At 56.7% G+C, this 12,703-nt stretch carries 9 protein-coding genes; 2 read left to right on the forward strand and 7 right to left on the reverse strand.

Annotated features, from left to right (window positions below; translation table 11 throughout):
• Positions 1-101 precede the first annotated feature (101 nt).
• From DL88_RS04980 to DL88_RS05005, 5 genes are all read right to left on the reverse strand, one after another.
• Positions 102-3,290 (reverse strand): efflux RND transporter permease subunit, encoded by a 3,189-nt coding sequence (locus tag DL88_RS04980; protein WP_034992773.1) that lies wholly within the window; start codon positions 3,288-3,290, stop codon positions 102-104.
• 10 nt (positions 3,291-3,300) lie between these two features.
• Complete coding sequence (locus tag DL88_RS04985) at positions 3,301-4,539, reverse strand: efflux RND transporter periplasmic adaptor subunit (protein ID WP_051955602.1); 1,239 nt, start codon at positions 4,537-4,539, stop codon at positions 3,301-3,303.
• Positions 4,540-5,020: 481 nt separating this feature from the next.
• Complete coding sequence (locus DL88_RS04995) at positions 5,021-5,707, reverse strand: PIG-L deacetylase family protein (RefSeq protein WP_169741539.1); 687 nt, start codon at positions 5,705-5,707, stop codon at positions 5,021-5,023.
• 82 nt (positions 5,708-5,789) lie between these two features.
• Positions 5,790-6,845 carry an SDR family oxidoreductase gene (locus tag DL88_RS05000; protein WP_034993040.1) on the reverse strand — a complete coding sequence of 352 codons (1,056 nt, stop codon included), beginning with the start codon at positions 6,843-6,845 and terminating at the stop codon, positions 5,790-5,792.
• Positions 6,846-7,949: 1,104 nt separating this feature from the next.
• The gene (locus DL88_RS05005) at positions 7,950-8,936 is read right to left on the reverse strand and encodes a zinc-dependent alcohol dehydrogenase family protein (protein WP_034992781.1); all 987 of its coding nucleotides are present in this window, start codon (positions 8,934-8,936) and stop codon (positions 7,950-7,952) included.
• Between the two features lie 406 nt (positions 8,937-9,342).
• Here DL88_RS05005 and DL88_RS19785 point away from each other — a divergent pair, with 406 nt between their 5' ends.
• On the forward strand, positions 9,343-9,636 hold the full coding sequence (locus tag DL88_RS19785; RefSeq protein ID WP_084704955.1) for a hypothetical protein: 294 nt from the start codon (positions 9,343-9,345) through the stop codon (positions 9,634-9,636).
• Between the two features lie 243 nt (positions 9,637-9,879).
• Entirely contained in the window at positions 9,880-10,185 is a 306-nt protein-coding gene (locus tag DL88_RS05015; protein ID WP_034992786.1) for an ATP synthase subunit I, read from the forward strand.
• A 7-nt stretch (positions 10,186-10,192) separates the two neighbouring features.
• Here the strand turns inward: DL88_RS05015 and DL88_RS05020 are convergent, their stop codons facing one another.
• Positions 10,193-11,398, reverse strand: coding sequence for an MFS transporter (locus DL88_RS05020; RefSeq protein WP_156970943.1), 1,206 nt, complete (start codon positions 11,396-11,398; stop codon positions 10,193-10,195).
• Positions 11,395-12,453: an aldo/keto reductase gene (locus DL88_RS05025; RefSeq protein ID WP_034992789.1), complete on the reverse strand. Its 1,059-nt coding sequence runs from the start codon at positions 12,451-12,453 to the stop codon at positions 11,395-11,397. Before DL88_RS05025 ends, DL88_RS05020 begins: the two co-directional genes overlap by 4 nt.
• Positions 12,454-12,703 lie beyond the last annotated feature (250 nt).

Genomic DNA, 12,703 nt, shown 5'->3' on the forward strand with positions numbered 1-12,703 from the left:
CCGATGCTCCCGCATGCGGCAGGTGCATCGGCTTCGACCTTCTTGTAACTCTTGATGCGGCTTCAAAACATTGTGTCGAAAGTATGAAGCGGCACTTTTTCTCATTCTGCGGCATCGGCCGTTGCTGCCTTGTGTTCATCTCTCTGAGCGAGGGGCAGTCCGAGGCGCCGCGCCACGACATAGAAGACGGGTGTGAAGACAAGGCCGAAGGCCGTGACGCCGAGCATTCCGAAAAAGACCGCCGTGCCGAGCGACTGGCGCATTTCCGATCCTGCTCCGCTCGCCGCGACCAGCGGCACCACGCCGAGAATGAAGGCGAGCGATGTCATGAGAATTGGGCGCAGGCGAACCCGTGCCGCCTGGACGGCTGCTTCTGTTGTTGTCGCACCGTCGTCTTCGGCCTGCTTGGCAAATTCGACGATCAGGATCGCATTTTTCGCCGCGAGACCGACGAGAACCACGAAGCCGATCTGTGCCAGAATATCGATCGCCATGCCGCGCAGCATCAGGCCGGAGACGGCGGCAAGGAGACACATAGGCACGATGAGAATGACAGAAAGCGGCAGCTTCCAGCTCTCATATTGCGCCGCGAGCACGAGAAAGACGAAGAGTACGGAAGCGCCGAAAATGAGCAGCGTCGATGTGCCGGTGGCACGTTGCTGATAGGCGATTTCCGTCCATTCATAGCCGAATCCCGCCGGAAGATGCTCCTGAGCCAGGCGTTCCATGGCGGCGAGTGCCGTGCCGGTGGAGACGCCGGGACGTGCCGCGCCCATGACTTCGGCATTGGGATAGAGATTATAGCGCGGCACGCGATAGGGGGCCGTCTGCGCCTTGAAGGTGGCGACCGTGCCGATCGGCACCATGGCGCCTTGCGCATTGCGGGTGCGCAGGCGGGATATATCCTCGATCTCCCGGCGGAACTTGCCGTCGGCCTGGGCGACGACCTCATAGGTACGGCCTAGATAGTTGAAATCGTTGATATAGGCTGAGCCCAGATAGACCTGCAGGGCTTCGAAGATGCGTTCCGGCGTCACGCCCACCTTTTCTGCCTTAGCGCGGTCGATGTCGGCATAGATAGAGGGCGTACGCGTGTTGAACAAAGTAAAGACGCCGGCGAATTCCGGTGATTGATTGGCCGCGGCGACGAGATCTTGCGCCGCAGCTTCCAGTGCCGCCGACCCGAGACCCGTGCGATCCTCCACCATGAGCTTGAAGCCGCCGGCGGTGCCGATGCCCTGGACGGGTGGCGGTGCGATCGACAGGATGAAGGCGTCCTGGATCACCGACAGCCTTTGCCGCAGATCGGCGAGAATGACATTGGCCGACAGGCCCTTGGCATGGCGCTCCTCGAACGGCTCCAACGGGGCGAAAATCGTGCCCGCGTTGGAGGCATTAGTGAATGTCGTCGCGTCGAGCGCCGAGAAAGGCACCACATGGGCGATGCCAGGCGTCGCGAGAATGATGTCGCTCGCCTGTTTCAGCACGGCTTCCGTGCGGTCTAGCGAGGCGCCGGGCGGCAATTGCAGAATGTTGATGAGATAGCCCTGATCCTGCTCCGGCACGAAGCCCGTCGGCGCACGGGCGAATTGCCAGCCGGTGAGGCCGATGAGGCCGGCATAGATGATGAGCACGAGCGAGGTGAGACGGATGAGCCGCGAGGTCGCCTGGCCATAGGTTTCGGAGAGCCAGTCGAAGCCGCGATTGAACAGGGTGAAGAAGCCGTGGACGAGGCGCACGGGCCAGAATTCCTTCTTCGCTGTTGTATGCGCCGATCCATGTTCATGCGGCTGCAGCAGCAAGGCGCAGAGCGCCGGGCTGAGAGTCAGCGAGACGAAGCAGGACAGAACCGTCGATGCCGAAATGGTGACGGCGAATTGCCGGAAGAAGGCACCGCTGATGCCGGAAATAAAGGCCGAGGGAATGAACACGGCGCAAAGCGTCAGCGCAATCGCGATGAGCGCGCCGCCGACTTCATCCATGGTGACATGCGCGGCCTCGCGCGGGGACAGCCCCTTTTGCAGATTGCGCTCGACATTCTCGACGACGACGATCGCGTCATCGACCACGATGCCGACAGCGAGAACGAGGCCGAACAGCGAGAGGTTGTTGAGCGAGAAGCCGAGTGCCGCCAGAATGGCGAAAGTGCCGATGAGCGAGATCGGGATGGCGACGATCGGGATGATGGAAGCGCGCCATGTCTGCAGAAACAGGATGACGACCACGACGACGAGCGCGATTGCTTCCAGGATCGTATGCAGCACCGCGCGCACCGATTCCTCGATGAAGCGGGTCGGATCATAGATCACGTCATAGGCAAGGCCGGGCGGAAAATCGCGGGCGAGTGTATCCATGGTCGCGCGCACACGATTGGCCGTGTCGAGCGCGTTTGAGCCCGGCTGCTGGTAGATGGGCAGAGGCACGGCATTGCGCCCGTCGAGAAAGCCGTTCGCGCCGTAATCCTGTGCGCCGACCTCGACGCGGCCGATGTCCTTGATCCGTGTCAGCCGTCCGTCGGCATCCGATTTGATGATGATTTCAGCGAATTCCTGCGGCTGCGTCAACCGTCCCAATGTCTGCACGTTGAGCTGGAAGGCGGAAGCCGAGGGAAGCGGAGGCTGGTTGAGAATGCCGGCGGAGACCTGGACATTCTGCGCCTGCAAGGCGGCGACGACCTCTCCGGCGGTAAGGCCATAGGCGGCGACCTTGTCGGGATCGAGCCAGATACGCATCGCGTAATCGCGGCTGCCGAAGACCTGCACATCGCCGACACCTTCGAGACGCGCGAGCACATCGCGGATATGCAAGGTCGCGTAGTTCGACATATAGAGTTGGTCGCGCGAGCCGTCCGGTGAGAAGAGATGCACGAGGATCAGCATGTCGGGCGTGGTCTTACGCACCGTCACGCCGAGCCTTTGCACTTCCTGCGGCAGACGCGGCAGTGCGATGGAGACTCGGTTCTGCGTCAGCACCTGTGCGGTATCGAGATTGGTGCCGATCTTGAAGGTGATGGTGATGATGAGTTTGCCGTCGCCGGTTGCCTGGCTGCTCATATAGAGCATGTCCTCGACGCCGTTGATCTGCTGCTCGAGCGGTGTCGCGACGGTATGGCTCACCACCTCGGCCGAGGCGCCGGGATAGGTCGCGGTGATCTGGACCGTCGGCGGAACGATTTCCGGATATTCGGCGACCGGCAGCGTGAAATAGGCTGCAAGGCCAATGATGGTGACGAAGGCGCTCAGAACCGTCGCGAAGATCGGACGGTCGATGAAGAAATGCGACAGGCGCATGGCGCGACCCTTACAGTTTTGCGGTGATCGTGCCCTGTTCCGGTGTCACTGTCGCGCCCGGGCGAGCGCGCATCAGGCCCTTGATGATCACGCGGTCATCCGGTGACAGACCTTCCTTGACGACACGCAATCCGTCGACCAGTGGGCCGGTGCGTATCGGTTTCGGGACGACTTTATTATCCTTGTCGACGACCATCACAATCTCATGGGATTGATCGGCAGCGACGGCCTCCGGCGGGACAAGCAATGTCGGCCGCGGGGCACCGATCGGCACACGCAGGCGGGCGAACTGGCCGGGTGTCAAAGCGAAATCAGGATTGGCAATGGTGGCGCGCGCCCTCAAAGTGCCACTGCTGCGCTCCACGGCATTGTCGAGAAAGTCGAGCCGTCCCTGAATGGCGGTTCCTGCCTCGTCATCGAGAATGATGTCGATGAGGGGCGCCTCCTTGTCGGTCGGCTTGCCGTGGGCGCGCATATAGGTGCGATAATCATTCTCGCTCATCTCGAAATCGAGATAGATCGGATCGAGCGAGACGAGGGTCGTCAGCAGATTGGTGCCGCCGCTGGCGCCATTGCTTCCGCCATTGACGAGGCTGCCGACGGAGACACGCCGCGCACTGATCTTGCCATTGAAAGGCGCGGTAATATGTGTAAATTCGAGATTGAGTTCGGCGGTGCGAATGGCGGCGCGCGCCTGATCGACCGCCGCTTCGGCGCCCCGCTGCTGCTGTGTCCTTTGATCGACATTCTGGCCGGAGCCGAAATTGCGCTGTTTCAACTCGCGCGCGCGCCAGAATTCCTGATTGGCAAGGTCAAGCTGGGCCTCGGCTGTGCGTAGCCCTGCCTTTGCCTGCTCATATTGAATCTGATAGGGGCGTGGATCGATGACGAAGAGCAGGTCGCCTTTATGGACTTTCTGTCCGTCAGTGAAATGATATTCGGTCAGATATCCGGAAACCTGGGCGCGGATCTCCACGGAATTGACCGCCGATAATTGTCCGAGAAAACCGACGGTGGGGGCGAGAGTTTTCTCCAGCGGCCGGCTCACCATGACTGAGGGAGGCGGAGGGGCGGAGTTGGCCGCGGCCTGTGGCGGCTGGTTCAGGAAATGATAGGCCGCGCCACCGCCTGCAATGAGCAAAAAGATGAAAATTGCTGATCCGGTTCTCGAGCGGCGCCCGCGAGTCCGAGCCGGATCCTCAATGGCACCACGTTGTGTGCCGGTCAGGGCTTCCTGCTGAATGGTCATGCTTTATGCCCGCTGCGAGCCCACGCGGCAAGAAACACGCGTGGCATGAAAAATGATGGGATGGAAACGCGCCGCCCGGCAGGTTGTCCGTGCATTACATACCATCCGGTATAAAACCAAAGTGCCCTCCGATGACCTTTTTGTCAATTGTTTTATTCCTTTTGGTATGGAATGGCGGAAGAATGCTGAATCACGGCAAAAATCTGTGCGCCTCGTTTCAGCCCGTGCGCGTGGAAAAGCGTATTGATATCAAAAGGCGAGAGGCCTGATTCATCGTTTTTGGGCCCCGCGACGGTGAGGTGGCGGTTCTCAAGCCGGACTGCCTTTATCTCGACAGTTGGGGGCAAGGAGGCTGGGGATGCCGGCTTATTTCTGTGGAATTCGGGTATCTAACGCATCAAACCGAAAAGTGGTGTCCACTCTTCGGTTTGATGCTGCGGATTTTGCGTTGTGATACTTATTCGCAGGAACCAAAATCGCTTTAAATCCTGGCATAATATTGACGGAAGGCTTCTGCGAAGTCACAGCGGGCTTCGAGCCCCCGATAACGCGCCCAGCGCATGAGTGTTTCGTCGGAAAGATAATTGTGCTTGCTGCGTATTTGCGAAGCGAAAACCTTATTGAAAATGGCGATCTTGCTCTGCACCAGATCTTCCGTCATTTCGACATAGAGATTAGGAGAGAAATCCATCGGATAGGGTTGATGGACATAAGTCGGATTTTCCATCAAATAGATGGTTTGCGGCGTATAGCTGAAGGTTGGCCGTGTGGCGGCGATGACAGCTTCATAAACGATCGTATGATCATGGTGAAATGAGGGACCCATGATCATGAGGAGCTGCGGCCTCAAGCTGTGAATGACATTTTCACAGAATTTGACCAGGAATGAGCGGTTGACTGTATCGAGTCTGGCTTCCTTATCCAGTGGAAGTTGTTCGCCATTGACCTCCGGGCGAAGCCATTTTCCGCCAACGACGTTGACATATCTTTCATATTCATCAAGGCGCGTTTGCCGGCTGACGAAACCGTGATGCAATTGCAGATCGGAAGCGGCAATCAGGCAGAAATGAAGATCCAGTTCATCCTTGTATTTCAGGAAGTAGCCGCCAGCAGCAATCAGACTGTCGTCGCTGTGTGGTTCTATGACAAGGGTGACTTTTTTACTCATTCCGATACATTCCTCCTGCCTATGGTCCATGACATTCCGGCAAGATTGCTGCCGGGTTTCCTCGGGATGGCTATTTGCGGGTTCAGAGATGTTCCCGGCAGCTCAAATACCAATGAACGGTTTCGCTCAATTGCGAGGATAATCCATCATCCGGCATATAACCCAATTGCTCGCGCGCCTTTGCGATATTGGCAAGTGAGTGACGTATATCTCCCGTCCGGAAATCCGTATAATGCGGTTCTGCCGGAATATAGGGGAATTCATTGATGATACTATTGCGGATATAGCCGTATAATTGGTTAAGGGTCGTGCTGCGTCCGGTGCCGACATTATAGGTGCCTTCGTAGGCGGAATCCGGGGCGCATGCGGCCAGTAAATTGGCCTGCACGACATTGCTGACGTGGCAAAAATCCCGGCTTGTCTCGCCATCGCCAAAAATGGTTACCGGATTGGCGCTGATCATGGAGTCAATCCATTTGGGAATGACCGCCGCGTAAGCCCCCTGTGGATCCTGCCGCACGCCGAAGATGTTGAAATAACGAAGGCCAACGGATTTCACATGAAAGAGTTTCGCGAAGACGTCGGCGTAGAGCTCGTCGACATATTTCGTGATGGCATAGGGGGAAAGAGGACGTAGCTTGCCGTTTTCTTCTTTTGGCAGGCCCGGAGTATCGCCATAAACCGCGCTGCTTGAAGCATAGACCAGGCGTTTGACGCCTGCATCGCGCGCAGCGACGAGGATATTCAGGAAGCCATTGATATTGTAATCATTTGTGAGTGTGGGTTCCTCGATGCTCCTGGCGACCGAACAGAGGGCTGCCTGGTGAAGGACATAATCGGCCAGGAGAGTCTCGCCACTGTCGATCGAAAACATCATGGCATGCCGGCAATCATCCAGGCTGCTGATGTCGCCGTGGCGAAACTGGAAGCGTGACCATTGCTGTTCCGTTACCAAAGCATGCACGGAATCGAGATTATCCCTTCGTCCCGTGGAAAGATTGTCGAGGCCGATGACATGCTGATCCATCTGCAATAGAGCTTCAAGAAGATGGCTGCCAATAAATCCTGCGACACCAGTGACAAGCCAGATGCCCGGTTTGTCCAAGAGACGAGATTGAAGATCCGGATAAGTAATCATGAAAATGGACCGAGCTGAATGGAGCTGGAAATCATTGCGGAAACAAAATAATTCCTGCATGATATGGAAGTGTTCGATTAATCAGTTTTACACTTTCACCAGGTCTCATCGAACATGACCGTCTGCGAACAATGAGCTTCAGCTCGAGTGTCGCTCCCCGCTTTGTGGGGGAAATCTCCAAGGGTTAATCTCCAGATGATTATCGCACCTTGGCAATAGTCTATCTACAAAACACCTCAGGTCGATGACGGTTTATAAATCCTGTGGCATGCAGTCTCAGGATATAAAGAAATCGTAAAAACATCAACGATCGCGATCAACAAAAAAATGATATGGCATTCTCAGACGATAGTCGGAAAGAGAACATTCATTGGCTTGTCGCGGTAAAAATCTTTGTATTTGTTTTAACGGTCAGAGCAAAACATCAAAACATACGCCAAGCAGTAACGCTTAATGTCAATAAGATGATGGGTTTGTGCGTCCCTGTTCATGCAATTTTGTAGCTTCGCGCGTTATCATGCAGGTGTTTTGTGCATTAACAATTTAAGCGAATAATGGAGATGGTCTATAAGTAGATGGCAGGTTCCGATTATTTGCCGTACTGAATAAGCGTTGCAATATTAGCTGAGGTCCGGAAGAGGCTATCACTTCACGGAGATGGTGTATATTGTCATCCAAAAGTCTGCGGCAATCTAGGCAATTTCAAGGCTGTATGCTTAAGCTTGCATTTCGAGTCCGGTGTTGTTCTTGTGTCTTGGTGATGTATCTTGGACGTGATGGTGAAAATAGCCCAGTCAAATCTTTTGCCTGTATCGGCCGAAATCTATTGTAATTGTCTAGCGTGGCTGAAGTTCCATTTGAAACAGGATAATGTGTGTATATCGGATCCGTTACGCTTGAAGGAGTGCCGCTTTTCAAGCCCGCTTCCAAGTTTTCAAACGGATCCGGTCGCGCGGTAAATTCTCAAATTGGATGATGTTGATACACTATCATCTTGAAAATGCGGATAAGTTACCGAAGGTCGGGCGGCTTCGAACATTTTCTCGGTGTCTCACGAAAAACCGGCGCATTATGGAATTATTTCAATAATGTAAGAGCTCAATATCAGGGGATGAGCACGGCTGCCCCGTCGAAACGGCCGGCTCGTAGGTCGTCGAGTGCACGATTGGCTTCTCTTAATGGGTAGCGCGTTATTTGTGTTACGATGCCGATTTTTGGCGCGAGGCTCAGAAAATCGAGACCGTCCTGCCGTGTGAGATTGGCGACGGAGACAAGTTGTCTTTCCTCCCACAGAATATCGTATGGGAAGGAGGGGATATCGCTCATATGAATGCCGGCGCAAACCACGCGTCCCCCCTTGCGCACCGCGCGTAAGGCCGTCGGCACCAGAGATCCGACCGGCGCAAAGATGATGGCAGCATCGAGCTTTGCGGGGGCAGACTCGTCGGATCCTCCCGCCCAGACGGCGCCCAGCTTGCGCGCAAAGGCTTGCGTGGTCGTGTCGCCGGGTTGTGTAAAGGCGAATACCGTGCGCCCCTGCCAGATGGCGACTTGGGCGATGATATGGGCTGCGGCGCCGAAGCCATAAAGCCCCAGCGTGCGCGCTTCTTCTCCGGCAATGACCAGCGAACGCCAGCCGATAAGGCCGGCGCAAAGCAAGGGGGCGAGACTGGCGTCATCGCCATCCTCACCTAATGGAAAGGCGTAACGGGAGTCGGCAATGGCCGCAGTCGCATAGCCTCCTTCACGCGTAAAACCAGTAAACAGCGGGTGGTCACAAAGATTTTCGTGTCCGCTTACGCAATAGGGACAGACACCGCAGGTGTGTCCGAGCCAGGGAATGCCGACCCTCTCGCCAACGCGTAACGTCTCGACGCCCGCGCCGATTGCGTCGATTCTGCCGACGATTTCATGGCCAGGGATCATCGGTAGTCTGGGATTTGGCAATTCTCCGTCAACGACATGCAGATCGGTGCGGCATACGCCGCATGCGAGCACCCGCACACGGATCTCGCCGGGGCCTGGTTGGCGGTCTGGCAATTCCGTCCATTCGAGCGGCTTTTTCAAGGCTTTCAGGACCATGGCCTGCATATCTTGTCCTTATTGTTGAACGGCGTCAGGAGATGCGCCCGGACGGAACCGTGCGCGCACCAAAATGTGTCGGGCGGTACAGCGGAGCAGTGACACATATTCCAACCATGCGTGATCTGAACAGTTGAATATTGTTCAATTGTTTTGATCACGCAAAGGTTCAATGATTACGCAAGTCGTGTCGGTCTATCTTGCATCTTGGAACCGGGCCTGCCGGGGGATGACCTTCGGCGGTTTTCAAACCTAGTTGGTTATCTCGCATGAAGTGAATCCAAATGTTTGGCAAGGCATGTGCGACCCTTGCCATTCCTGGAATCATCTCTGCGCGGGTGCTGCCAATTGAATAGTTTTGCTAATGATTTCAAAACATAGTAGCGTAAATCCCGTTCGCTTGCGGAGAGGATTGATGAAACGATTCGTAATTATTATGCTCGCTCTTGTGTCGCTCGACCTTTCCGTGTCCGAAACCTCCGCTCAAGGTCTCGTTGGCGGCGCCCAGCAGGGCGCGGCAGCGGGTAACCGTGCGGCTGGTCCTATCGGCGGCGTCGTCGGCGGGGCTGTTGGCGCCGGCGTTGGCGCTGCGACTGGAGCGGTCCAAGGCGTCGTCGGTGGTGTAAAAAGCACGGTGGGCGTGCCGCATCGCCGGAACAAGCACGTCATTCACCATCACCACCATCACCATCACGTTCACACCCGTTAACGCCTTGAATGAGCGCGTTGAGGATGAGCGCGTTGAGGTCGCGAACTCTTAGGGCACATGGGAGACCATCGTCCTACGTGTCCTTTGAATGAGGCCGATCTTACCGTATCAATCGAGGGAAATTGGTGTTCGGGCGGGTGCGGGTAAGCCTCTGATCCGTCCGTGTTCGCGGCCATTCGATGAACCGTTCAACCCAATGCGGAGTCTGACTCCCCGAGCCTTTGACCGAAGGAAGAAAAACGCGTGAAACCCTGGTTTTCCGGAGATCCTTCCCCCGGTGCCTTAAGCCTCATGCTCGGCGCGCATTTCGTTGGAGGGTTTTTGCTTGGTGTGATCTATTTTCGCGCCATGTGGTGGAACACGCGTCTGCTTGCGCAAGGTACCAGGCCGCTGCTGGCAATTTCGATTGCTCTTTGCCGCTATGGTCTGCTCGGCGGCCTTTTGGTCCTGGCGAGCCGGGAGGGCGTTCTCCCCTTGCTCGTCACGGTCGCTGGGCTCTTTGTCGGCCGCTTCGTGATCTTGCGACGCGTGATGGCGAAAATTTCGTAAATTCTCCTCAGTCTTTTCTCTTCGGATGTTCCAGCCATTCGGTGAGGTAAACACCCGTCACGATCACACCGAGAGTGGTGCCGGTCAAAGCTGTCGTCCACCAGCCACCGGAATGATAGGTCAGGGTCGCGACGGCTGATCCAAGGGCACCGAGCAAAAAGACGATTGTCATATAGAGGGCATTCAAGCGTCCTCGGGCATGACCCGGCAGTGAAAAGATGACGCGCTGGCTGAGAATCTGATTGAGCTGGACCGCGGCGTCGAGAGTGATGGCGAAAATCGCGAGCGCGGCGAGCCAATGCCACGATACCGCGAAGCCGGATGCCAGACAGCTTAGTGCGATCCCGATGAGGGCGACCAAAGTGCCGCTGCGGACATAGCCGCGATCGCCGAGCCTTCCCGCGACAGGTGCCGCAAGAGCGCCTCCGGCGCCTGCCAGAGCAAACAGGGCGATCGCATCCTGACCAAGACCGAATCCATGGATCAGGACCAGCGGCGAGGCCGTCCAGAACAGGTTGAACACCATAAAGGCGATACCCTGATAAAAGGCGCGCCGCTGTAGCGGCCGTGCAGTCAGGACGATATGCCCCATGGAGCGCAGGATCGCGCCATAATGGTCACGCTCCTGCAACCGGTAATCCGGCAGGATGCGGGCGAGCCATACGAAGAGCAGAAGCATCATTCCGCTCGAGAGCCAGAAAACCGAGCGCCAGCCGGCATGTCCGGCGATCAGGCTTGCGATGGGCCGCGCGAACATGATGCCGGTGAGAAGTCCGGCCATGATATTGCCGATCGTCCGGCCGCGAATCTCCTCGGGAACCAGAGAAGCCGTGAAGGGGACGATGACCTGTGCACCGGCGGAGCAGAAGCCGACGACGACGGCGCCAGCGAGAAACAATGCCTTCGACGGAGCAAGCGCAAGACCGACGAGGGCCAGCGCCGTGGCCAGCAATGTCGATAGAATAAGACGCCGGTTTTCGAGACAATCGGCGAGTGGGACGAGGAGCAGGAGACCGGCGCCATAACCAAGCTGGGTCAGCGTGACGATCATGCCGGCATAGCTCTCGTCGAGCTGCAATTCCGGCGCGATCAGGTCGACGAGCGGCTGCGCATAATAAAGATTGGCCACCATGGCGCCGCAGGCGACGGCGCAGGCGAGTGTCAGGGCCGAGGGCAGGCCCCGATCGTAGATTTCCGATGCGGCGATGGTCATGACTTCAGATGGGGAGCGATGAGGGAGAGATCGGCCGCCGACAGGCGGTCGGCGGCGGTCGATGCTTGATGCCAGTAAGGATAGAGCAGCGGTTGCAGGCTGACCGCATCCAGTTTTGCTCGCTCATCGGCGGTAAGAACGAGATCGGCCGCCTTGAGATTATCGGCTAGCTGCGTTTCTGTCCGTGCGCCGATGATTACAGATGCAACGCCCGGACGGCCGAGCAGCCAGGCAAGCGCCACTTGCGCGGCCGAGACGCTGCGTGCCTCAGCGATTTCGACGAGAACCTCGACGATGTCGTAAAGCTTTTCCACATCATGGACGGGTGGTTCATCCCACTCCGCCGCCTTGCGTGTGCCTTCCGGCTCCGGTTGGCCGCGCCGGTATTTGCCCGAAAGAAGGCCGCCGGCGAGCGGGCTCCAGACCACGAGATCAACGCCCTGATCAAGGGCAATCGGCACCAGTTCGTGTTCCGCTTCGCGCGCCTGCAGTGTGTAATGGATCTGTTGGGCAATCGGGCGGGCACGCGGAAAGGCCTGCGTCACCCATAGCGATTTCATGACATGCCAGCCGGAAAAATTGGAAACGCCGACATAATTGATTTTACCAGCGCGGACGAGATCGTCGAGAGCGGAGAAAATTTCCTCAAGCGGCGTCAGCCCATCCCATTCATGCAGCCAGTAGACGTCGATGTGATCGGTTTTGAGACGCCGCAGACTTGCCTCGCAGGCGTGAATCAAATGATGGCGCGAAAGGCCACGCTCGTTCGGTCCTTTGTCGCCAGTGGGAAAACGCGCCTTTGTGGCGAGCAGCAGCCGTTCACGGCGCCCGAGCAGGACATCGCCGATGATTTCTTCGGAAAGGCCATCGGAATAGATATCGGCCGTATCGATGAAATTAACGCCAGCCTCCAGACATTGGTCGATTTGCCGTGCGGCCTCTTTGGTGTCCGTATTGCCGGTTTTGGCGAAAACTCCCTTGCCGCCGAACGTCATGGTTCCAAGCGTCAGTGCGGAAATTTTGAGTCCTGAGCGGCCAAGCGGACGATAATCCATACGATTTTCCCTAATCATGGTGCTGTGCCCGTTGGGGCACAAATTTCATGGAGATAATCAACCATGAGCTTTTGAAAATCTCAATCTGATTGAATTATTCCTGCGTCCTGCGGGATGACAAATGTCCGTGACCTTGCAAGCCTTCGGCGCGGCCTGAATGTGCGTTGTTTGAAAGGGAAAATATTTCCAAATCTTTGCGCGTCGTCGGACACAATTCGATTTGAAAATCCGCTGTTCCGGCAGCAGCCTC

It is taken from the genome of Beijerinckia mobilis (genome assembly GCF_000745425.1).
In the GTDB taxonomy this organism is placed as follows: domain Bacteria; phylum Pseudomonadota; class Alphaproteobacteria; order Rhizobiales; family Beijerinckiaceae; genus Beijerinckia; species Beijerinckia mobilis.